Here is a 22,149-nt window from a genome sequence, read left to right as displayed (position 1 = left end):
CATGATATCTTCACGCGTCATTCGAAATCTCAAAAAGGAGTTCAGAGGGAGCGGGCTCGCAAAGCTCGGGCTGGCGCTGGTGGTCCTCATCACGTTGACCGCCGTGTTCGCCCCCTTCGTCGCGCCCCACGACCCGACCGAACAGCGGCTCGACCAGAGCGAGCTACCGCCGATCGGCTTCTCGGAAACCACCGAACGGACCTCCTCGCAGATGGTCGACGGCGAGATCCGGACGGTCACCGAGACCGTCGAGATCACACCCGACCCGCGGTTCGTCTTCGGCACCGACGGGCTCGGCCGCGACATGTTCTCGCGGGTGGTGTACGGCGCTCGGACGTCGCTCGTCGTTGGCGTCCTCGGGACCCTGCTCGCGGCCTCCATCGGCGTCCCCGTCGGCCTGCTCGCCGGCTATCACCGCGGGCGCGTCGACGACGCGCTGATGCGGATCGCGGACGTCAGCCTCGCGTTTCCGTCGCTCGTGCTGGCGGTCGCACTGATCGGACTGTGGGGCCGCGCGGCGGTCGACGTCCCCGATCCGTTCGTCGTCGCCGGGCTCGCCCCGGGGATGCCCGAGAGCTTCGTGTTGCCGATAACGGTGGTGATCGTCGTCGGGCTCGTCAACTGGGTGTGGTTCGCCCGCGTCGCCCGGGGGGAGGCGCTCTCCTTACGCGGGCAGGAGTACGTGAAGGCATCTCGTGCGCTGGGTGCCGACGACAACACGATCATCCTCCGGCACGTCCTGCCGAACGCGGTGACGCCGATCATCGTCCTCGGGACGGTGCAGGTGGCGGCGATAATCCTCTTGGAGAGCTCGCTGTCGTTCCTCGGCTTCTCCGGGACGACGCTGTCGTGGGGCTTCGACATCTCGCAGGGGCGCGACTACATCTCCTCGGGCCAGTGGTGGATCGCCTCGATCCCCGGCCTCGCGATCATGCTGTCGGTGATCGGAATCAACCTGCTCGGCGACTGGCTCCGTGACGCCTTGGACCCCGGCATCGAGGGCGAAGGGGGTGCCGCATGAGCGACGCCCCCCGCGTCGACGACGCCGAGGAGGCGGTCGACCCCCGAGCGACCGGCGACGCGACCCCGGCCGGGACGCCCGGTCCCGACGACGTGCTCGCGGTTCGTGACCTCTCGACCCGATTCTTCACCGAGGAGGGGCAGATCAACGCGGTGGAGTCCGTCTCCTTCGACCTCCGCGAGGACGAGATCCTCGGCGTCGTCGGCGAGTCCGGCTCCGGCAAGTCGGTGACGGCGCTGTCGCTCGTCGACCTCGTCGAGACGCCCGGCCGGATCACTTCGGGGGAGGTGTGGTATCGCGACCCCGACCTCGCAGACGAGTTCCGCGATACGGACGCGGTACAGGTCGACGGGGACCACGTCGACCTCCGCACCGTTCCCCAGAGCGTCCGCCGGTCGCTGCGCGGTCCCTCCTTCAGCGTCATCTTCCAGGACCCGATGAGCAGCTTCAACCCCTCGATCACCGTCGGCGAGCAGATCGCCGAGGCGGTCGAGGTCCAGCGCCGGGCGCGGGCGAACCCCCGCTCGACGCGCTCGCGCACCCAGGGGTACGGACTCGGGAAGTACTTACTCGACGGGATCGTTCCCGGCCGCGACTACACGAGCGACGAGAGCATGGACCGGGCCGTCGAACTGCTCGGGCAGGTGGGGATCCCGGACCCCGAGGAGCGCGTCGACGAGTATCCCGGCCAGTTCTCCGGCGGCATGCTCCAGCGCGCGATGATCGCGCAGGCGCTCGCCGGCGAACCCGACGTGCTGATCGCCGACGAGCCGACGACCGCGCTCGACGTGACGATCCAGGCGCAGATCCTGACCCTCCTGCGCGAGATTCAGGCGGAGCGCGGGATGAGCATCGTACTCATCACGCACGACCTTGGCGTGATCGCCGAGATGTGCGACCGCGTCTGCGTGATGTACGCGGGCGAGGTCGTCGAGCGCGGCACGCTCGACTCCGTGTTCAACGAGACCGTCCACCCGTACACGCAGGGCCTACTCGGATCGATCCCGGACGTGGACGACCCGCGGGCGCGACTCGAACCGATCGGGGGGAACGTCCCGAGCCTGATCGACGCCGAGATGGACGACCGGTGTTACTTCGCCGATCGGTGTCCGAAGGCGATGGAAGCGTGCCTCGATAAGCCGGCCGAGTTGACGGTCGACGCCGCCGCCGACCACGGCGCGAAGTGCGTCCTCGCGGCCCGCGAGTACGACCCGGCCGACGCGCTCCCGGACGATCACTTCGAGGGCGACTCCGGCGACCCCGACGACGCGGCCGCGGCCGACGGAGGTGTGCGCGAATGAGCGACCCGCTGCTCTCCGTCGACGGGCTGAAGAAGTACTACGCGGACGACCAGTCGCTCGTCGACCGCCTGCTCGGCGAGGAGTCGGAGAGCGTGAAGGCCGTCGACGGCGTCTCCTTCGACGTGCGGGAGGGCGAGACGCTGGGGCTGGTCGGCGAGTCCGGCTGCGGGAAGTCGACGACGGGCGAGACGGTGTTGCGCCTGCGCGAACCGACCGCCGGCGAGGTCACGTTCGACGGGGCGGACCTCCGTGAAATGACCGACAGCGAGCTGACGCAGTTCCGGCGGCGGGCGCAGATCGTGTTCCAAGACCCGTTCTCCAGTCTCGACCCCCGGATGACCACCGGTGATATCGTCACCGAGGGGCTCCGGATCCACGACATCGCCGACCGGGACCAGCGCCGCGAGACGGCCCGCGACCTGCTCGAACGCGTCGGGCTCTCCGCCGATCAGGTCGACCGCTACCCCCACGAGTTCTCCGGCGGACAGCGCCAGCGGATCGGGATCGCCCGGGCGCTCGCCTTGGACCCCGATTTCGTCGTCTTGGACGAGCCAGTGTCGGCGCTCGACGTGAGCGTTCAGGCGCAGATCCTGAACCTCCTCGACGACCTTCAGGAGGACTTCGGGCTGACGTTCCTCTTCATCGCGCACAACCTCGGCGTGGTCCGGCACGTCTGTGACCGCGTCGCGGTGATGTACCTCGGCGAGATCGTCGAGGTCGGGCCGGTCGAGGAGATATTCGACGACCCCGCACACCCGTACACGAAGGCGCTCCTGTCGAGCGTTCCCCGTGCGACCACGGAGGAGCGCGACGAGGCGTTCGACACCCTTCAGGGAGACGTCCCCTCGCCGCGGAACCCGCCTTCGGGCTGCCGGTTCCACACGCGCTGTCCGCAGGCGCGCGCGGCCTGCCGGGAGTCGACGCCGCCGGCGTACGACGTGGGCGACGGCCGGACGGCGGCCTGCTTCCGGTCGGACGACGACCACGCGTACTGGGACAGCGAGCCGATCGGCGAGAACGCCCGCGAGGAGCCGGCGGACGACTGAGTCGGTCGCCTCCAGCGGTCGTCGTCGCAGACCTCTCTACCGCTCGAAAACCACTCCTATCGCTCGCGGACGACGACGAACTCCGCCAGATCCCGGAGGTACTCGATCGCCTCGGTCTCCGGCGGGTCGGCGTCGTCGAGGGCGGCGAGCGCGCGCTCGGACTCCGCTCTGGCGCGCTCGTTGATCTCCTCCGGCGACAGCGACGTGACTTGGAGGACGCTCGGGCGGTCCATCTCGGCGTCCTGCCCCGTCGGCTTGCCGAGGTCGTCGGCGTCGGCGGTGGCGTCTAACACGTCGTCGCGCATCTGGAAGGCGACCCCGACGCGCTCGGCGTACTCCCCGAACGAGTCGATCGCGTGCGGCTCCGCGCCGCCCGCGACCGCGCCGAGTTCGGCGGCGGCGCGGAACAGCGCGCCCGTCTTCCGGCGCGCAAGCTCCATGTACTCCTCCTCGTTCGTCGGGCGCGCCGCCAGCTCCGTCGCCTCGCCCTCGCCGAGTTCGACCATCGCCTCGGCGACGGTGCGCATCGCGCGCGGGTCGGTCGAGAAGAGCGCGAACGCCTCGCCGAGCAGGCCGTCGCTGGCGATGATCGCCGGGCCGTAGCCGAACTCCGCCCACGCGGCGGCGGTGCCGCGGCGGACCTCGGAGCGGTCGATGATGTCGTCGACCACGAGCGAGGCGTTGTGGACGAACTCGATGCCGGCCGCGAAGTCGACCGCCTCCTCGGGGTCGCCGTCGAACGCCTCGCAGGCGAGGACGGTCACCGCCGGCCGGACGCGCTTGCCCCCCGCGAGGACGACGTGGCCGACCTCGTCGGACAGCTCGTCGGGCTCGACGTCGTCGATGACCGACTCGATCCGGTCTTCGACTAACCCGACCCGACGCTGCAAGTACTCCATCTACCGTGCGGAGGGGACCCCCGCGCAAAGGCCTAACGGAACGGCCGCCGAGGGGCGATATTCCAGCCGAGAAACCCGCCACGGTTTATAAATCTACGGCGGTGCGGTCGGCGCGTGCCTGCGAGCGTGCCGCCGAAGGCGGCCGCGAGCCAGCACGCGCGAGGGAGTCGCGAGCGAAGCGAGCGACGAGGCTGGGGAGGCGTGAGGTGCTGTGCGGTGCTGTGCCGGGCAGGACTCGAAGGGGCAGTCGCGAGGGCGAAGCACGGCGCAGTAAGGACCGCAGGAGCGAGCGCAGCGAGCGACGAGGACCGCAACAAGCCGCGCGAGCCGTCGCGACTGGGGCTTCGGAGGCAGTCGTGTCGATCACTCATTTATAAACGGAACCAACGCAGTACAGCCGAGCGACTGGGGCTTCGGTGGTCTTCATCACCGAGTTCGTCGTCATGTATCGAGCGACTTTGGCCTCGGCGCTGTCCGAACCGATTAGCGATCCACAGTCGACAGGGGAGCCGTATTACTGGAACCGGACGCCCAAGTCGTGAAGCCCGTCGTTGTTCTGGGCGACGTTGATGAGAAGCGGCGTCAACCCCTCGATTTCGGGTGCGTTGGCGATCCCGCCGGCGTCGAGCGCGCGCAACCCCTCGATCCCCTCGGCGACGTCGGCCACCGTCCGCTTCGCGTCGTCGTCGTCGCCGATCACGAGCGTGTCGATCCCGAGGTCGGCGTCGAGGTTCGCGAGCCGCGCGGCGGCGAGGTTGTGGAACGCGCCGACGACCGCGACCCCCTCGGGTGCCGCGTCGGCGACGATTTTCGTCACCGACCCCGCGCCCGGCTTGTGGTAGTGGAAGCCCTCCTCGTCGCGTTTCATTCCGGTGGCGGGCGAGACGAGCACGTCGCCGGACTCCAGCGACTCCGCGACCGCCTCGACGGTGTCTCCGACGTGGTACGGCGGGACCGCGAGGACGACGATCCGGGCGTCGGCGGCGACCGCGGCGTTCTCGCCGCCGGTCACCGCGGCGTCGAGGCCGCGGCTCTCCAGTTCGGTGGAGTACTCCTCGGCCTTGTTCTCCGCCTTCTCGGCGTCCCGCGAGCCGATCGCGACCCGGTGGGGCGTGTCCGCCGCCAGCCGGAGCGCGAGCCCCTCGCCGATGTCTCCCGTGCCGCCCAAGATGGCGATTCTCATACGATCGAGTCGTGCGCTCGCACCTTCAGCGTTGCGTGACCGGCCGTCCTCGCCACGGTCGAAGCCGACGGTCCCGCCGCCGGAGCGAGAGGTTCTTGTCCGACCGCGCGGAGGCGACACGCATGAACGACCAGCACCGCGTCGCCGCGTTCGTCGAGGAGCACGGACTGGAGACCGACCTCGCGTACCGCGCCCTCGACTTGGAGAGCGAGGTCGGCGAGATCGCGAAGGAGGTGGCGACCTCGACCGACTACGGACGCAACCCGGACGCCGCCGCGATCGCGACCGACGAGATCGGCGACGCGCTGTTCGCGCTGCTCGCGCTCGCCGAGACCGCCGACGTCGACGCCGGCGAGGCGCTCGACGCGTCGCTGGCGAAGTACGAGGCGCGGATCGAGTCGTCCGGCGACGCCGGCTCAGGGCGATAGGACGCTCTCGTGCCCGCTGCCCCCGGCCGATACCCCTCGCGCGCTCGCCGGCCCCGACCGACGGCGACGCCCGCGAGGCGTCGGTTCAAGTGCGTCGCCCGCCTACTGCGCCCGTGACTGATACCCCGTCGCTCGCGCTCCGCTACGTCGTCTGCGACGCCTGCGAGACGGTGTTCGCGCTGCCGGACGACCCCGACGAGCCGGACGTCTGCGGTCGGTGCGGTCGTCGGCCGCTGCGCGAACTCCCCGACGTTCGGGGGTCGGACGCGTACTTCTCTCCCTGAATTCGGTCTGCGAGCCGTGGGGTGCCGTTGTCAGATCGGCTCGACTGCCTCCGATCCGACTGCCTCCGGCTCGACTGCCTCCGGGCCGACCGCCTCACAACAGGTCGTCTCTGTCCATCTCTCCGGCCGCGAGCGCCCGTAGTTCCTCGTCGGAGAGTCGCTCGATCACGAACTCCGGGATACCCTCGGGGACACCCGCCGGGGCCTCCCGGCTGCCCTCCGTTCCTTCGGCGGGTCTTCCGCCGTCCGTCCGAGACGCCACGTGGGGGCCACCGCCGTCTCCGCCGTCCACGGCCAACCGGCGCACGGTGTGTTCCAGCGCTTCGACCGCCTCCGACTGGCGCTCGCTTTCGGCCGCCAGCTCCTGCATCTCCTCGGTGATTTCGTTCGACTGTTCGACCACGCCGTCTATCGTCGCCGCGATATCCTCGGCGGCGGCGGCCTGCTCGTCGGTCACGTCGGAGACCTCGTCGATCCCGTTCGCCGTCTCCGTCACCGCCTCGGCGATGGCGGAGAGGCTCTCCGTCGCGTCGGCGACGCGCTCGCTCCCGTCGTCGACCCGCTGGGTCGTCTCCGAGAGGCTCTCGACCGTCTCCTCGGTGTCGGTGCGGATCCCGTCGACCATCGACTCGATGTCGCTCGCGTGCCGCTGTGACTCCTCCGCGAGCGACTTGATCTCGTCGGCGACGACCCCGAACCCCGCCCCGGCGTCGCCCGCCCGGGCCGCTTCGATCGAGGCGTTCAACGCGAGCAGGTTCGTCTGGTCCGCGATCCCGTTGATCGCGTCGACGAACTCGTCGATCTCCTCGACGCGGTCTTGGAGCGCCTCGACGTCGTCGGCCACCTCGTCGACGGCGGCACCGATATCCGCCATGGCCGCCGCGGCGTCGTCGGCCGCCGCCCGGCCGTCGTCGGCCATCTCTTCCGCCCGGCTGCTCGTGCGCTCCACCTCCTCGGCGGTCGACGCCACCTCTTCGACGGTCGCCGAGAGATTCGCCACTTCCGAGGAGACCTCGGCCACCCGTCGTGACTGGTCTTCGGACGCGTCGCCGACCGCGGCGGCGCTGTCGGCGACGTCTCCCACCGACTCGCGGAGATCGCCGATCGGCTCTTGGACCTCCTTTTCCACCTCGGCCATCAGCCGCTCGTTCCGCTCGACCGCCTCGGAGAGCCTCTCGCTGTACGAGTGGATGTACGTGTCCGTCACGACCTGCATGTCGAGGTTGACGATCCGGAGGACGGAGAGGATGTCCTCGATCGCGTCGTCGACCTCCGCCTCGACCGCCGCCGCGGTCTCGTCATCGATCCCTCCGCCCGCGACGTCGTCGGCCAGTCGGGCGGTGAGCGAATCGACGAGCCGGTCGCCGATAAGCGGGAGGATGAGGTCGTAGTACACGCCGTACTGACCGAGGTAGTGTTTCATCGGCATCTCCAGCATGTCGTGGAGCTTCCCGATCCGCGCTCGGTCCTCGAAGTACTCCGGGCCGTAGTCCCCCTCGGCGAGCGTCACGAGGTACGCCGACTGCGTCCGCTTGAGCTGCTCGATCCCCTTTTCAGACCGCTCGATCACGTCGACGGTCTGGTCGTAGCCGGTGAGGTTGTCGTAGAAGTCGTCCGCGATCTGTTCAGCGTTCTCCGCGAACGCGTCCTCGTACCGGTTCAGTCGGCGCTCGTCCTCCTCGTCGAACCCGACGAACTCCTTCCGCCACGCGATCTCGTCGGCGTCGAGTCCGATCTCCTCGACCAGTTCGGCGACGTCGAGTCCGTCGTTCAAACCGCCCTGCCCGAAGTCGTCCCGACTGTACTCTCCCAGTGAAGCCATACTGGCGCGTCCCCGCCCGGGTTATAAAAGAAGCAATACCCACATCTCACGAATGATACTGGAACGCGCGCCGTTGAACGAGATCCGTTGTCCCCGTCGGACGGGGAATCCGTCGCCGATCGCGGCGGCGGCGACCTCTCAGTCGTCCCCGGCGGCCGCGTCGCTCTCGCCGGTCGCCTCGGCCTCGGCGTTGGCGGTCGGCTCGACCGTGACCGCCGAGTGTTTGAACTCGGGGATCTTCGCCGCCGGGTCGAGCGCGTCGCCCGTGACGGCGTTCGCGAGCGGCTCCGCGTAGTGGAACGTACAGAACGTCACGCCCTCCCGGACCGCCGGGGTGACGTCGGCCGCGACCGTCACGCTCCCGCGCTCGTTCGAGACGGTCACCCGGTCGCCGTCCTCGATCCCGCGCTCGGCGGCGTCGTCGGGGTGTATCTGGAGGACGTCCTCCCCGCGCATCGCCATCAAGCGGTCCGAGCGCCGGCTGAGCGCCCCGCTGTTGAAGTGCTGGAGAACCCGCCCGGTCGTCAGGGTCAGCTCGGCCGCGTCGAGGTCGTCCGCGGGCGGGACGGGGTCAACGACCGCGAGGGGCGCGGTGCGCTCGCCGGTCCCGAACGTCTCCACGTGTAACACGTCAGTCCCGGTCCCCGCCTCGGCGTCGAACGGCCACCGCTGGTAGCCGTCGCCGATCCCCTCGTGGCTCATCCCCTCGTAGATGGGGGCGACCCGCGTCAGCTCGTCGAACGCGTCCGCCGGGCCGTCGTACGCGAACGCGTCGGGGCGGTCGGTCAGGCGACGGCCGAGTTCGGTCAACACGTCGAAGTCGCGCCGGGCGTCGCCCGGGAGGTCGGCGTTCGGCCGCATCCGCATCACGCGCCGGTCGGTGTTCGTCACGGTGCCGGACTTCTCCGCCCACGCGCTCCCCGGTAACACCACGTCGGCGTGCGCGGCGGTCCGCGTCTCGAAGAGGTCGATGACGACACAGAAGTCGAGCTCGTCGAACGCGGACGCGACCGCGGTCGCGTTCGGCTCGGTGACCGCGGGGTTCTCGCCGAAGACGACCGCCGCGCGCACCTCGTCGCCGAACCGGTGGGTCGCCTCGACCTCGGTGAGTCCGGGCTCCGCCGGCGGCTCGACGCCCCACTCGTCGGCGACGCGCTCGCGGGCGTCCGGGTCCGTCACCGACTCGTAGCCGGGGAGCACGCCGGGGAGGCCGCCGACATCGCTCGCCCCCTGAACGTTGTTCTGGCCGCGAAGCGGGTTTACGCCCGTCCCCGGTCTCCCGACGTTGCCGGTCAGTAGCGCGAGGTTGAGCAGGGCGTGGACGTTGTCGGTGCCGCAGCGGTGCTGGCTCGTCCCCATCCCGGTGATCACCGCCGCGCGGTCGGCCTCGCCGTACGCCCGGGCCGCCTCGCGGACCGTCTCGGGGTCGACCCCGGCCGCCTCGGCGTTGGCCGCGACGTCGACGTCGGCGAGGTGTTCGCGCAGCCGGTCGAAGCCGGTCGTCCGCTCCGCGAGGAACGCCTCGTCGACGAGCTCCTCCTCGATCAGGACGGCGGCGATCGCGTTCAGTAACTCGATGTCGGTGCCGGGCCGCAGCGGGAGGTGGACGTCGGCCGCCTCGGTCGTGTCGTTCGCGCGCGGGTCGACGTGGACGAGCGTCGCGCCGTCGTGGACCGCCGGGAGGACGTACGACCGGAACGCGACGGGGTGTTGCTCGGCCGGGTTCGCCCCGTTGACGAAGACGCAGTCCGTCTCTCCCAGATCGTCGAGCGTGTTCGTCATCGCGCCCGCGCCGAGCCGCTCGCTCATCGCGGCGACCGTCGAGGCGTGACAGAGCCGCGCGCAGTTGTCCACGTTGTTCGTGCCGAGGACGCGCGCGAGCTTCTGGAGGACGTAGTTCTCCTCGTTCGTGCAGTTCGAGGAGGCGAAGAACTGGACGGCGTCGGCCCCGTGTTCGTCGACCACCGCGCCGATCCCGCTCGCGACGCGGTCGAGCGCCTCCTCCCACGGGGCGGTGACGAAGTTCCCGTTGTGCCTGACGAGCGGCCTCGTCAGGCGGTCCTCGTGGTCGACGACGTCGAACGCGGCCGCCCCCTTCGGACAGATCTCGCCGCGACCGTTCACCGGCCCCTCGACGCCCGTCGCGCTCCCGCGGCCGGCGTACTCGATGCTACAGCCGACCCCGCAGAACGGACAGACGGTGGGGTTCGACTCGAATCGCCGCTCGGACGTCTCGCTCGTGTCCGTCATCGGATCCGCGTACGCCCTCGACGACCCTCCCGATGTGACCGGAGTTGCGTGGTGTTTTAAACGTCCCGCGCCCGGTCGACGGCCTCCGAACGACGGCGGCGGTCACCCCGTCACGGCGTCGCCGTCGACCGGGACGAGGACGCTGCCGAGCGACAGGAGCCCGGCGGTCAGGAGACAGGCGGCGAACGCGATCGTCCCCAGCTTTCCGCCGAAGCCGACGAAGTACGGCGACGCGCCGACGAACGCGGTCCCCGCGACCCCGCCGGCCAGCAGCATCGCTCCGGTGCCGGGGATCCGCTCCGGCGTCGCCATCCCCGCGAACGAGGCGCAGAAGGCGACCGCCGCGACCGCGTCGCCGGCGGAGAAAAGCGGCGGGCAGACGATCCCGGCGACGAGGCCGACGACGGCGGAGCCGACGACCGGCCCGTGGTCGAGCCGGACGGAGAGGATGAAGGTGGCGAGCGCGGCGAGCGCCGCCGCGCCGACGAGCCCCGCCGCGACGGTCGGCTCCGGGACCGTCTCCGTTCCGGGGGCCAGCCCGCCGAACGCCGCCACCGACAGGCAGCCGACGAACGCCGTCGTCCCGAGCTTCCCGCCGAAGCCGTTGAACGCGCGCTTGGCGAGCACGAAGACGCCGCCCGCGACGAGGCCGGCGGCGACCACCGACCCGGGGTCCGCGCCGGCCGCCGGGGTCGCCATCCCGACGAACGAGCCGCAGTACGCGGGGGCGGCGTACGTCTCCGTCAAGAGGGACGCGCAGAGCCCGACGAGCGCGGACGCCACGACCGGCCCGACGCCGACCCGGACCGAGAGGAGGAAGGTGAGGGGCGCTCCGACGGCGACGGCGGCCGCGTTGCCGAGGTCGACCCGGGTGACGCCGAACCCGTCCGTCTTCAGGGCGTCGCGGGTCTCTCTCACGGCGACGTAGCCGAGGCTCACTCCGGCGACGGCGAGCGCGACCGCCCCGACGAGCGGGTCGGCTCCGCCGCCGCTCCCGAACGCCAGCCCGGCGGCCGCCGCGACGGTCATTCCGGCCCCGGCACCGGCCAGGGGGATCGCTCCGAAGGCGTGGATCGCTCGGTTCACGGCCGCGACTCCGCGGCGCGGACCGATACCGATCGACCCACAGTATTGCGGGTGTTCTCGGAGGGGTGCCGATCGCCCCGTTCGCCGGGGGCAGGCCTTTGTGTCCGTCGTCCCAACCCCGACGCGATGGGAACCGAAACGGACTCGGCGACCGGCGGCTCCGAAGCCACGCCCGACGGCGTCCGCGCGGGCGTCGCGATCCACGGGACCGGCAACTGCCCGGTCGTCGCCGCGTCGAACGCCCACGACGGCCCGATCACGGGCGTCAACTGGACGCACGCGGGCGGCACGCACACCGAGGAGTTCCGCGCCAGCGACCCGGACGCGGTCGACGAGGCGGACAGCGTCCCGGCGGCCGAATCGGTGGTCGACCTCGGCAGCGAGCGGGTGTACCGCTACGACCGCCCGCGCGACGGGACGTGCGCCTGCCGGGTCATCGAGGAGCTGGACTGTCCGATCGCCGACGCGCGCGCCGAGGACGGCGTCCTCCTCCTGACGCTTCACCTCCCCGACCTCGAACGCCTCCGCGACATCGTCTCGGCGCTCGACGGCGTGGTCGACCGCGTCGAGGTTCGCTACCTCGTCCACGGCGCGGCGCGCGGCGACGCGGCGTCGGACCGGACCCTCGTCGACCGCGGCCGACTCACCGACCGCCAGTGCGAGGTGTTGCGGACCGCCTACCGCATGGGCTACTTCGAGCGCCCCCGCGACGCCAACGCGAGCGCGGTCGCCGACGCGCTCGACATCGCCCCCTCGACGTTCGCCGAACACCTCGCGGCGGCACAGCGGAAGCTGTTGGAGGAGACGCTCGCCGCCGACTGACCCGCCCTCCCGGTCAGGGAGCGTACCGCTCGATCGCCGATTCGAGCGTCGCCCGATCCTGTGCGCCGACGAACCGGTCGGCGACCTCGCCGTCCGCGTACACCACGAGCGTCGGAATGCTGCGAGCCCCCAGCTGCTGGGCTATCTCCGGGTTCGCGTCCACGTCGACCTTCGCGACCGCGGCGTCGGTCTCGGCCGCGAGCGCCTCGATCGTGGGCTCCATCATCTGGCAGGGACCGCACCAGTCGGCGTAACAGTCCACGAGGACGACGTCGTGCTCGTCGACCGCCCGCTGGAGTTCGTCCGTTCCGTTCACGTGGATCGGCTCGCTCGGAGCCCCCGATCCGCCGCTGTCGCCCGAATCGGTCCCGGCGGTCTCGGTAAGCGACTCCCCGTCGTCGAGCCGCGCTTCGAGTTCCCGTCGCTTCCGCTCCCGGATGCGCTCGCGCTCCGTCTTCGCGCCGTCGCCCGCCGAGTCGTTCGCATCGGCTGCGTCGCTCATACAACAGTATTGGGTACATGAGACAATATACCTTCCGCCTCCGGATCTAGTCGTCGACCCGCTCTGGCGACCCGAGGAGATCGCCGAGCCCGGCCGCGCGCAGGTCGACGTGGTCCGCGACGAGGTCGGCCGCGCGGTCGTACGGCGAGCGGTCGACCGCCGCGGCGTCCGGGCGCGTCCGGCCCGCGCTCGCGAAGGCCGCCTCGACGAACGCGTCGCGCACGCCCTCCGTCTCGAAGAGCCCGTGGAGGTACGTCCCGAGGGTCCGGTCGGTGGCGACGCTCTCCGCGCCGAGCGGCTCGGTCGCGGTCGGCGTCGACTCCCCCCGTTTCCCGTCGAGGAGCCGCGTTCGCCCGGCGCGGATCTCGTAGCCCGTCGCCTCGCCCTCAGCGCCCGCGATCGGTCCGACGCCGTCGACCGCGCACGTCACGCGCTCGACGCGCTTGTCCGTCGAAAACCCCGTCTCGACCGGGAGCAGACCGACTCCCGGGACCGTCTCGCGGTCGCCCGTCCCCTCGACGCCGGCGTCGACGAGGCGCTCGCCGAGGATCTGGTAACCGCCGCAGACGCCGACGACGGGCCCGTCGAACGCGCGCAACGCCGCGTCGAAGCCGGCCTCGCGGAGCGCGAGCAGGTCGTCGACGGTGTTTTTCGACCCCGGGAGGACGACCGCGTCGACCCCGTCGAGCGCGGCGTCGAGCGGGAGGTAGACGACGCGCACCCCCGGCTCGCGCGCCAGCGGCTCCAGATCGGTGAAGTTGGAGATACGCGGGAGCCGCGGGACCCCGATCCGGACGGCCTCGTCGTCGGGGACGCCGTCGTCCGCGCCGAGGACCCCCTCGCTGTCAGCGCTCGTGCCGTCCGGCAGCGAGAGGCTGTCCTCCGCCGGTAGCCCCGGATCGTCGTGCGGGACGACGCCGACGATGGGGACGCCGGTCCGGTCTTCGATCTCGTCGATACCGGGTTCGAGAATCTCGGGGTCGCCGCGGAACTTCGTAATCACCGCGCCGGCGACGCGCTCGCGGAGGTCGTCGGGGAGCAGTTCGAGGGTCCCGTAGAGGCTCGCGAACGCGCCGCCGCGCTCGATGTCGACCGCGATCAGGATCCGCGCGTCCGCGAACCGCGCGCACTCGACGTTCGCGAGGTCGCGGTCGTGAAGGTTGATCTCGGCGACGCTGCCCGCGCCCTCCGCGACGATCACGTCGTGGTCGGCCGCCAGCCGCTCGTGGGCGGTGACCGCGGCGTCGCGCGCCTCCTCCCAGTACTCGTCGTAGTACGCCGACGCCGGGGCGTTCGCGACCGCCTCGCCGTCGACGACGATCTGGCTCTCGCCGCCGCCGCGGGGTTTGAGCAGCACGGGGTTCGTGTCCGTCGTCGGCACGGTCTCCGCCGCTCGCGCCTGAACGTGCTGGGAAACGCCGATCTCCCCCCACTCGCCGTCCGGCGTCAGCGCCACCCGGGCGTTGTTGCTCATGTTCTGTGCCTTGTACGGCGCGACGGAGACGCCGCGGCGCGCGAGCAGGCGGCAGAGCCCGGCCGCCAGCGTGCTCTTGCCGACGTGGCTCGCCGTGCCCGCGATCAGGACGGTGTCGGCGTCGCGGTCGGTCGCCGACGAGGCGTCGTCGCTCATCCGGCTCTCCCCGCCACCGTCAGAACTCCGTCCCCTTGCGGGCGCGCTGCCCGTCGTCGAACGGGTGCGCCACCTTCCGGACGTTCGTGATCAGGTCGGCGACCCCGTCGAGGTAGTCGGGCGCGGCGTGGCTTCCGGTGAGGACGAGTTCGAGCCGCTCCGGCTTCGACTCCGCGAGCGCGACCACGTCGTCCGGGTCGACGAGACCGTGGTCGACCGCGTACAACAGCTCGTCTACGATTAGCATGTGGACGCCGCCCTCCGGGTCGCCGTCGAGCGCGAGCGGTTCGGTCAGGTCCGCCTCGCCGGCCGCCGCGACGAGGGCCTCCGCGCGCTCGAAGGCGGCGGTCGCCTTCGCCTCGTGTTCGTCGTCGGCCGACCCGTCGAGCAACCCGTGCCAGCCGTAGTGGCCGGCGTTCTCGTAGGAGAACCCCGGCACGGCCGCGATCGCGTTGTACTCGCCCCTGACGCCCTCGACGCTGTCCGCGCCCCCCTTCATGAACTGGAGCATGTGGACGCGGTAGCCGTGCCCCGCGGCCCGGAACCCCATCCCCATCGCGGCCGTGGTCTTCCCCTTGCCGTCGCCCCACCACGCCTGAACGAGCCCGAACTCCTCGGGCGCGGCCGGTTCGATCGGCTGGGGTTCGGGCGATTCGCCGCCGCCCGGGGTGCGGACAGTGGGATCGCCGCGCTCGTCGTCGGCCGCCGTTTCGTCGTCGATGTCGTCGCGCGATACGTCGTCTCCGTTCTCGGTGTCGTCGTGGTTCGTGGTCATGGGTCAAAAACCTCCGCCCGCTCGTCGGTGACGACGCCGTGTTCGGCGTCGGCCGCCGGGCCGGGCACGTCGCCGTCCGGGTACCGCGACCGCAGGCTCGCGCGGACCGCGTCCCGGACGCAGGCGCGGGCCGCCGCGCCGACCGCCGTGGCGCTCCCGGAGAACTCGGCCGGCTCGCCGCCCGGGTCGTCGGCGACGGCGACGGCGTCGCTCGTCGTCCCCGGAACCCCCGCCGTCGCGAGCAGCGTCGCCGCCTTCGCCTCGGCCGCGACCGCGACGAGGTTCGCTGCCGCCCCGGGCGCGAGCCGCCGCGTCGCGCCGACGATCAGGTTGACCGTGCCGGGTCGTCGAGGCGGTTCCCCGGTCGACGCCTCGGCGTCCCGCTCCGGATCGCCGGCGTCGCCCTCGCGGTCCACCTCGGGGTCTACCGGCAGCATCGCGGGGTTCGAGAGCCCGACCGTCGCGTACGCGACGACCGGTCCGAGCCGCGCGCCCCGGGCGTGGTCCATCGAGACGCCCGTGAACAGCGTCGGCGGGGCGTCGCCGTCGGACGCCGGATCGGCTCCCGCGTCGCCGCCGAACCCCGCCCGCGCCAGCCGCTCGTCGCGGTAGGCCGCGAGGTCGGTCCGGTCGAACCCCTCCGGGACCGTGACGTTGTACGCGGCCGCCCCCCGCGACCGCCCCCCGTCCCAGCCGGTCGAGAGCCAGCGCGTCTCCGGGCGGTACAGCCGGAGGACGCCCTCGCTGACGGTCGCGTCAAACACCGGCGTCCGCACCCCCGTTCCCGTCGCCTCCGCCCGCTCCGTCGCCTCCGCCCTTCCCGTCGCCCGCGTCGAGCGCCGCGAGGAGCCGGTCGTTCTCGGCCGGCCGGCGGACCGCGACCCGGACGTGCGAGTCGAGGCCGCGGAAGGTCCGCGCGTCCCGGACCGCGACGCCGCGCTCCCGGGCGCGCTCGATCACGCGGTCGACGTCCCGGTCGCCGACATCGAGCAGGAGGAACGGCGCTTCGGAGGGGGCGACGGCGTACCCGGCGTCGGTCAGCGCCGCGCGCAGTCGCTCGCGCTCCCGCCGGACGCGCTCGCGGGTCTCGCGGACGAACGCGTCCTGTCGGAGGCAGTACTCGCCGGTCGCGAGCGCCGGGGCGCTCAGGTTCCACGCGCGGCGCGCGCCCCGCAGCGCCGCGCCGAGGTCGCCGACCCCGACCGCGAAGCCGCTCCGGATCCCGGGGAGCCCGAACAGCTTGGTGAGCGCCCGCGCGACGACGACGCCCTCGGTCCCCGCGAGCGACTCGCGCTCGGTGAACCCGAGGAACGCCTCGTCGACGAGCAGCACCGTGTCCGCCGCGCGACAGCGCGCCGCGAACGACAGGAGCGCCTCGCGGTCGTAGCCGGTTCCCGTGGGATTGTTCGGCGTACAGACGACCGCCAGCGCGTGGCCTGACGGGTCCGCGTCGAGGATGCGCTCGGCGTCGACGAACGCCGGCTCACCCCCCTGAAGCCGGACCTCACGGGCGTACTCGCCGAAGCTCGGGGCCGGGAGCAGGGCCGTGTCGCCGTCGTCGACCGCGAGCGCGACCGCGGCCCGGATCGCCGCCAGCCCGCCCGGCGTCGGGACGACGCTCTCGGGCTCGCAGCCGACGTACTCGGCGGCGGCCGCCCGGAACGCTTCCGGCGGCTCCGGGGGGTACGTCCGCGCCGTCTCGAACGCCGCGCGGTACACGCGCTCGACCCCCTCGGGGACCTCCGGGTTCGCATTCGCGCTGAAATCGAGCAGGTCGGGGTCGTCACTGCTCCCGTGCGGCTCGCGGCCGAGTGCCGCCGCCCGCTCGCGGTTCACGACGGCTCACCCCCGTCGGAGGCCGCTCCCGAGTCGCCGCGGTCGAGCCAGTCGACCCCGCCGCTCGGGAGGGCGGGGGCGTCCGGGTCGCCGGCGAGGATCCGCTCGGCGAGCCGTCGGTCTCCCGGGCGATTGACATTGACGGCGAGGCGCGCGTCGCGGGTCGCGCGGACGACCTCGTCGCCCGCGCCGTCGAGCGCCCCGACGACGTTGATCCCGGCGGGAACGCGGTCGTCGGTCGAGTCCCCGCCGGTCGCGTCGCCCCCGTCCGCGTCGCCGGCGTCTCCCTCGCCGCCCTCCGCGTCGCCGTACCGCGTCGCGGCGTCGGCGCTCGCGCCCAGTTCCCGCTTGCGCGCCGCGGGCACCCGGACCGACAGCGCGTCGGCGTCGGCCGCGGCGCGGGCGTCGAGGACCGCGCCGACGGCCGGCCCGTCGAGCAGCGGAAGGTCGGCGGCGACCGTGAGCGTCGGCGCGGTCGGTCCCTCCGAGAGCGCCGCCCGGAGGTCCGCGACGTACCCCTCGCCCGGCGTGTCGACGACGACGAGTTCGAGCGATTCTGCCTCCCCCGCCTCCGGTTCCGGCCCCTCATCGTCCCGCCGCGCGACCAGCCGCTCGCGCGTCCGCGGGGTGTGCGGGGAGACGGCCGCGTACGCGGTCTCGACTCGGCTCGCGGCGAGGGCGTCGAGCGTGCGGTCGACCATCGACCGGCCGGCGACCGTCGCCAGCGGCTTCTCGCCGTCGCCGCCGAGCCGCGTGCCGCGGCCGCCGCACATCACGAGAGCGTCCACGCGATCACCCCCGCGTGGAGCGCGGTCACCCGCCCCAGCTCCGTCGTCGCGCCGAGGACGTCGCCGGAGACGCCACCGAGCCGAGCGCGCGCCCACGCGAATGCGACGAGGCCGACGACGACCGCGGCGACGAGGACGGCGGCGGTCGCCCGGACGCCCCGGGGGCCGCCGACCGCTCCGGCCAGCGGCACCACGGGGGCGACCGCGAGCGCGACGCCCGCGAGGGAACGCGCGCCGGACTCGCCGGTCAGCGCGGAGCCGAGCCCCTCGTGTGCCGCGTCGCCGAGACAGACCAGCGCCGCCGTCGCGCCCCTCGCGCTCACCTCCGCGGCGACGACGAGGGCGGCCGCGCCGACGGCCGAGAAGTGGGTCGCTTCCCCGACGGCCGCGGGGCGAGCCGCGTCCGCGACGACCGCCTCCGCGACGGCCGCCCCCGCGGCCCCGAGACCGACGACGACGAGCGCGACGGCGAGCGCGCCGCCGACGCCGAGCGACGAGTCCTTCAGCACCTCGCGCCGGCGGTCGGCGTCGCCGTGGACGACCGCGGCGTCCCCCAGATCCGCGACGCCGTCGAGGTGGGTGATCCCGGTGACGAGGTAGAGCCACGCGGGGAACGCGACCGCGACCGTGGCCGCCGGCACGCGGACGGGGACCGCCGCCGCCGCGACGACCGGGAGCGCGACGAGGGGCCCGAGCGCGTAACCGACCGCCGGCAGGGCCGCAGGTCGCCGCCGGAACGCGTCCCAGTCGGCCGCGTCGCTCCCGACCGGGATCCGCGAGCAGAACCCGAGGGCACCGCGGAACGCGGCGACCGCGTCCGTCAGGGCCACGCCGTCACCCCCGCCAGCGCGAGCAGCCAGCCGACCCCGACCGCGGCCGCGACTCCGCCGGCGGTTCCGACGAGCCGAACTCCGGCGCGGGCGGTCGCGGGCGTCGGCGGCTCGGGACCGCCGTCGAGGACGTACGCGCCCGGCTTCTCCAAGCGGACGCCGAGCGCGACCGCCGCGGTCGCCATCGGCCACCCCGAATTCGGCGACGCCGGCTCGCGCGCGAGGCGTCTCGCGCGCCGGAGTGACCCGGGCGACCGCGCCGCGACGGCGAGACAGACGGCGCTCGCGCGCGCCGGCAGGTACATGACGGCGTCGTCGAGGCGTGCGCTCGCCCGCCCGACCGGCTTCGACCGGTAGCCGAGCATGGAGTCGAGGGTGTTCACTGCCTTCGCCCAGGCGGCCGCGGCCGACCCGCCGCCGAGCGCGAGCGCCGCGGCCGGAAGGGAAGCGATGCCCGCCGCCGCGACGCCGACCGTCGCGCCCGCGACGAACCAGCAGAGCGGGGCGACGACGCCGTCGGCGAGGTTCTCGGCCGCGCTCTCGACCGCGGCGCTCCGGAGGTCCGCTGGGGAGAGGGCGTCCGGGTCGCGGCCGACCAGGGCGACGACGCGCTCGCGGGCCGCCTCGGGGTCCGTCTCGGTCAGCGCGACGGTCTCGCTCGCCACCGCGACGAGCATCCGGCGGCTGACGGTCACCCACAGCGCGACGCCCGCGGCCGCGACGCCGACCAGCGGGACGCCGCCGGGCCTCGGACCGACGCCCGCCGCGAGCGCGACGGTTCCGCCGACCGCGACCGCGGCCGCCAGCGGGAGCGCGACGGCGACGGCGATCCCGACCGCGTCCGAGTGTCGCCAGTCGCGGTCGACAGGGGTGACTACGTTCCCGAACAGCGCCACCGGATGAACTCGTCGGGGTGGTTCGCCGACCGCGGCGTCAAGCGCGACGGCGACACAGAGCGCGAGGGCGGCGGCGGTCGCGGCGGCCGCGGCGGCCGCGGTGACGGGGGGGACGGCGGCGACGGCCGGTGGATTCGTCGCGGTCGCCGCGATCGCGGTCGGGATCATAATCGGTCGAGGAACGCGTCGAACGCCCCGCTCTCCGGGTGGACGTGACAGTACGTTCCGAGGGTGCGGTGTTCGGTCAGCCCGTCGCGGTCGCCGTCGATCCCCGTCCCGCGAACCACGTCGAAGGCGAACCGGGCGTCGCCGGCGACGTCGGCCGCGGAGTAGTGGAACTCGTGGCCGCGGAGCCGGTCGCCGGTCCCCGCCGTGAGCGTCTCCCGGCGGGCGCGGAGTTCGACGTGGTCGAGCGCCTGATACCGGTCGCGGCGCTCGACGGTCGCCGGGAGGACGCCCGCCATCTCGTGTGTGTCGCCGTCGACCGTCGTCAGCGTCTCCGCGAGCGCCATCAGCCCGCCGCACTCGCCGAGGACCGGCGTGCCCTCGGCCGCGGCGTCGGCGACCGACCCGAGCGCCGGCCCCGCCGCGAGCGCCTCGGCGTGGAGTTCCGGGTAGCCGCCGGGGAGGTAAACGCCGTCGCAGTCGGGGAGGTCGTCCCCGGCGGCGGGCGCGAAGGGGACCACGGTCGCGCGCTCGCGGAGCCGCTCGCGGGTTGCCGGGTAGACGAACCGGAAGGCGGCGTCGTCGGCGACCACGATTCGGGGTCCCTCGCCGGCGGCCGCCGCACCGCGGGCCTCGCCGGGCGGCGTCGCCGGCGGAGTCGGCTCGCGGGCGACATCGAGCAGTCGGTCGGTCCGGAGCGTCTCGGCGGCGTCGTCGAGCGCGTCGTCCGGGAGCGGCGCTTCGTCGCCGCCGTGGAGCCCGAGGTGTCTGTCCGGAATCTCCAGGTCCTCGATCGGCGGGATTCGACCGCAGTACGTCAGCTCCTCGGGGAGCGCCTCGCGGATCCCCGACTCGTGGCGGCCGCCGTGCGCGCGCTGGGCGATCACGCCCGCGACGTTGAGGTCGTGTTCGGTCCGGTCGGCGTAGGCGCGGAAGCCGAGCGCGGTCGCCGCGACGCTCTCCATCCCCGCGCTCGCGTCGACGACGAGGACGACCGGGAGGTCGAGCGCGGCGGCGACGCCGGCCGTGCTGGCGGCGCTGCCGTCGTACACCCCCATCATCCCCTCGACCACGCAGACATCGCCGTCGCCGCGGGCGTAGTTGCGCCGGAGCCCGTCGACCCCCTGAAGCCACGGGTCGAGCGTCCGGGAGGGGCGGTCCGCGACGCGGGCGTGGTGGCTCGGGTCGATGAAGTCCGGGCCGGCCTTCGCGGGTTGGACCGTCCGCCCCGCGGCCTCGAACGCGCGCAGCGTCGCGAGCGTCGCGACCGTCTTGCCGACGCCGGAGGCCGTGCCGCCGAGGACGACCCCCTTCACGGCGCGTCGCCTCCGTTCGAGGGAACCCCGTCGGTCGCGCTCTCGCCGTCGTCCGGGCGCTCGGCGAGCAGGCAGTCGGTCACGGCGGCGATCCGCTCACGGACGGCGGCGTCGTCGACGCCCGCGCGTTCCGCGAGGGCGAGCGCCCCGCCCATGCCGACGCCCTCCTTCGCCTCGCCGCGGGCGTACGCCGTCATCGCCGGGTGGTCGCTCTCCGCGAACCCCGGGTCGGCCGCCGCCAGCCGTACGTCGAGGTCGTCGGCGAGCGCCGGGAGGTCGGCGGTGGGATCGTCCGCGACAAGCGACGTGGTCGCGAGCGGGAGCGGCCGGTCGACGCCGGCGTGTCGGGCGATCGCCGCCGCGGCCGCGAGCTGGGTGCCGCCCGCGAGCGTCACGTCGACGTCGGCGTCCGCGCAGCCGACGATCAGGCCGGCGACCGCGGCGAGGACGGGGTCGCCGACGAGCCGGACCGCCTCGATCGGATCGCCAGCGGCGTCGCCCGGGTCGAGACCGCTCGCGTCCAGCGCCTCGGCGACGACGCGCCGCTTGCGCTCGATCGGGTTCGCCGGCAGGGACGAGGAGACCGCGGCCCGCTCGCCGAGCGCGGTCAGAACGCCCAACGCGGTCGTCGTCCCGCCGGGAATCGTCTCGGCGACGAGCAGTTCGGCGGCCGCTCCGGCGTCCTTCGCTCTCTCGCCGTCGCTCTCGACGCCGGGATAGCCGCCGCTATCGCCGGGCGCGGCGAGTTCCGGCGCGAGCGCACGGGCCCGCTCGAAGACGGTCGCCGCCGCCGGGACCGGCTCCGGGTCGCGGACGTCGCCGCCCGGGGCCGCGCCCACGTCGCGGACGGCGGCCGCGGTCGGCGCGCCGAGTCCGGCGTCGACGGCCGTGACCGGAAGCGAGTCGGGCCCCAGCAGCTCGCGGACCGCTCGGGTGACGACCGCGGGCGTCGGGCAGCCGGTCAGACTCACCGGCACGGGCGAGTCCGGCGCGGGCCGCCCCGTCTCGACGATCTCGAGGTCGGCGCTCGGCGTGTGGACCCGTAGGTCGGGATCCGCGCCCGCGGCGCTGATCCCGTCGATCGCGGCCGTTGCGGTCGTCCCCGCGACGACAACCAGTCTCACGTCTCCCACCGGGCACCCCCTCCGTCGAGTCCGCGTCCGCCCGGCGCGGCATCGGTGTGTACCACTGGCGGTTCATCGATACAAGTGAACTTTAATCGATCGACGCGCGGCCGGGGTGACGCCGGCCGTGCCACCTTCTGCTCGT

The 22,149-nt window shown here is 73.2% G+C and carries 21 protein-coding genes; 6 read left to right on the top strand and 15 right to left on the bottom strand.

All coding sequences use genetic code 11. The annotated features are described in order from the left end of the window. Nucleotide 1 precedes the first annotated feature (1 nt). Genes QOL69_RS11125 through QOL69_RS11115 form a run of 3 tightly spaced genes read left to right on the top strand, consistent with a single transcriptional unit; the run spans nt 2 to nt 3,368 of the window. On the top strand, nt 2-1,021 hold the full coding sequence (locus QOL69_RS11125) for an ABC transporter permease (RefSeq protein ID WP_283403211.1): 1,020 nt from the start codon (nt 2-4) through the stop codon (nt 1,019-1,021). Next, nucleotides 1,018-2,322, top strand: a complete 1,305-nt coding sequence (locus QOL69_RS11120; protein ID WP_283403210.1) for an ABC transporter ATP-binding protein — start codon at nt 1,018-1,020, stop codon at nt 2,320-2,322. The genes QOL69_RS11125 and QOL69_RS11120 overlap by 4 nt, the downstream gene beginning before the upstream one ends. After that, complete coding sequence (locus QOL69_RS11115; RefSeq protein ID WP_283403209.1) at nt 2,319-3,368, top strand: ABC transporter ATP-binding protein; 1,050 nt, start codon at nt 2,319-2,321, stop codon at nt 3,366-3,368. Before QOL69_RS11120 ends, QOL69_RS11115 begins: the two co-directional genes overlap by 4 nt. A 56-nt stretch (nt 3,369-3,424) precedes the next feature. Here the strand turns inward: QOL69_RS11115 and QOL69_RS11110 are convergent, their stop codons facing one another. Beyond that, complete coding sequence (locus tag QOL69_RS11110; RefSeq protein ID WP_283403208.1) at nt 3,425-4,267, bottom strand: polyprenyl synthetase family protein; 843 nt, start codon at nt 4,265-4,267, stop codon at nt 3,425-3,427. 514 nt (nt 4,268-4,781) lie between these two features. Next, a complete protein-coding gene (gene npdG / locus QOL69_RS11105; protein ID WP_283403207.1) occupies nt 4,782-5,450 on the bottom strand; it encodes an NADPH-dependent F420 reductase in 669 nt (222 codons plus the stop codon). 122 nt (nt 5,451-5,572) lie between these two features. Between npdG and QOL69_RS11100 the strand changes: the two genes are divergently transcribed. Continuing rightward, nucleotides 5,573-5,878 (top strand): MazG-like family protein, encoded by a 306-nt coding sequence (locus QOL69_RS11100; RefSeq protein WP_283403206.1) that lies wholly within the window; start codon nt 5,573-5,575, stop codon nt 5,876-5,878. Between the two features lie 113 nt (nt 5,879-5,991). Continuing rightward, on the top strand, nt 5,992-6,162 hold the full coding sequence (locus QOL69_RS11095) for a hypothetical protein (protein WP_195155827.1): 171 nt from the start codon (nt 5,992-5,994) through the stop codon (nt 6,160-6,162). A 94-nt stretch (nt 6,163-6,256) separates the two neighbouring features. On the opposite strand, the gene QOL69_RS11090 is transcribed toward QOL69_RS11095, so the two are convergent. The 3 genes from QOL69_RS11090 to QOL69_RS11080 form a co-directional block, all read right to left on the bottom strand. Further along, complete coding sequence (locus QOL69_RS11090) at nt 6,257-7,984, bottom strand: methyl-accepting chemotaxis protein (RefSeq protein WP_283403205.1); 1,728 nt, start codon at nt 7,982-7,984, stop codon at nt 6,257-6,259. 138 nt (nt 7,985-8,122) lie between these two features. Then, complete coding sequence (gene fdhF, locus QOL69_RS11085) at nt 8,123-10,234, bottom strand: formate dehydrogenase subunit alpha (RefSeq protein WP_283403204.1); 2,112 nt, start codon at nt 10,232-10,234, stop codon at nt 8,123-8,125. Between the two features lie 102 nt (nt 10,235-10,336). After that, nucleotides 10,337-11,320 carry a hypothetical protein gene (locus QOL69_RS11080; RefSeq protein WP_283403203.1) on the bottom strand — a complete coding sequence of 328 codons (984 nt, stop codon included), beginning with the start codon at nt 11,318-11,320 and terminating at the stop codon, nt 10,337-10,339. Between the two features lie 126 nt (nt 11,321-11,446). Here QOL69_RS11080 and QOL69_RS11075 point away from each other — a divergent pair, with 126 nt between their 5' ends. After that, nucleotides 11,447-12,142: a helix-turn-helix domain-containing protein gene (locus QOL69_RS11075; RefSeq protein ID WP_283403202.1), complete on the top strand. Its 696-nt coding sequence runs from the start codon at nt 11,447-11,449 to the stop codon at nt 12,140-12,142. A gap of 13 nt (nt 12,143-12,155) precedes the next feature. On the opposite strand, the gene trxA is transcribed toward QOL69_RS11075, so the two are convergent. The 10 genes from trxA to QOL69_RS11025 are packed head-to-tail and all read right to left on the bottom strand — an operon-like array spanning nt 12,156 to nt 22,013. Further along, nucleotides 12,156-12,644: a thioredoxin gene (gene trxA, locus QOL69_RS11070; protein ID WP_283403201.1), complete on the bottom strand. Its 489-nt coding sequence runs from the start codon at nt 12,642-12,644 to the stop codon at nt 12,156-12,158. 46 nt (nt 12,645-12,690) lie between these two features. Further along, nucleotides 12,691-14,274, bottom strand: a complete 1,584-nt coding sequence (locus QOL69_RS11065) for a cobyric acid synthase (RefSeq protein WP_283403200.1) — start codon at nt 14,272-14,274, stop codon at nt 12,691-12,693. Nucleotides 14,275-14,293: 19 nt separating this feature from the next. Beyond that, nucleotides 14,294-15,049 (bottom strand): cob(I)yrinic acid a,c-diamide adenosyltransferase, encoded by a 756-nt coding sequence (locus QOL69_RS11060; RefSeq protein ID WP_283403199.1) that lies wholly within the window; start codon nt 15,047-15,049, stop codon nt 14,294-14,296. Next, a complete protein-coding gene (locus tag QOL69_RS11055; protein WP_283403198.1) occupies nt 15,046-15,813 on the bottom strand; it encodes an adenosylcobinamide amidohydrolase in 768 nt (255 codons plus the stop codon). The genes QOL69_RS11060 and QOL69_RS11055 overlap by 4 nt, the downstream gene beginning before the upstream one ends. Beyond that, complete coding sequence (locus tag QOL69_RS11050) at nt 15,806-16,885, bottom strand: aminotransferase class I/II-fold pyridoxal phosphate-dependent enzyme (protein ID WP_283403197.1); 1,080 nt, start codon at nt 16,883-16,885, stop codon at nt 15,806-15,808. Before QOL69_RS11050 ends, QOL69_RS11055 begins: the two co-directional genes overlap by 8 nt. Further along, on the bottom strand, nt 16,882-17,658 hold the full coding sequence (locus tag QOL69_RS11045) for an NTP transferase domain-containing protein (protein ID WP_283404238.1): 777 nt from the start codon (nt 17,656-17,658) through the stop codon (nt 16,882-16,884). Before QOL69_RS11045 ends, QOL69_RS11050 begins: the two co-directional genes overlap by 4 nt. Next, nucleotides 17,658-18,497: an adenosylcobinamide-GDP ribazoletransferase gene (locus QOL69_RS11040; protein ID WP_283404237.1), complete on the bottom strand. Its 840-nt coding sequence runs from the start codon at nt 18,495-18,497 to the stop codon at nt 17,658-17,660. Before QOL69_RS11040 ends, QOL69_RS11045 begins: the two co-directional genes overlap by 1 nt. After that, entirely contained in the window at nt 18,494-19,567 is a 1,074-nt protein-coding gene (locus QOL69_RS11035) for a CobD/CbiB family cobalamin biosynthesis protein (protein ID WP_283403196.1), read from the bottom strand. Before QOL69_RS11035 ends, QOL69_RS11040 begins: the two co-directional genes overlap by 4 nt. Then, on the bottom strand, nt 19,564-20,880 hold the full coding sequence (locus QOL69_RS11030) for a cobyrinic acid a,c-diamide synthase (RefSeq protein WP_283403195.1): 1,317 nt from the start codon (nt 20,878-20,880) through the stop codon (nt 19,564-19,566). The genes QOL69_RS11035 and QOL69_RS11030 overlap by 4 nt, the downstream gene beginning before the upstream one ends. After that, nucleotides 20,877-22,013, bottom strand: a complete 1,137-nt coding sequence (locus QOL69_RS11025; RefSeq protein WP_283403194.1) for a nicotinate-nucleotide--dimethylbenzimidazole phosphoribosyltransferase — start codon at nt 22,011-22,013, stop codon at nt 20,877-20,879. The genes QOL69_RS11030 and QOL69_RS11025 overlap by 4 nt, the downstream gene beginning before the upstream one ends. Between the last annotated feature and the right edge of the window lie 136 nt (nt 22,014-22,149).

The organism is Halorubrum sp. DM2 (assembly GCF_901686465.1).
Lineage (GTDB): Archaea > Halobacteriota > Halobacteria > Halobacteriales > Haloferacaceae > Halorubrum.
Note: the sequence above shows the minus strand (reverse complement) of the source record. Positions and strands in the feature narration are given on the sequence as shown.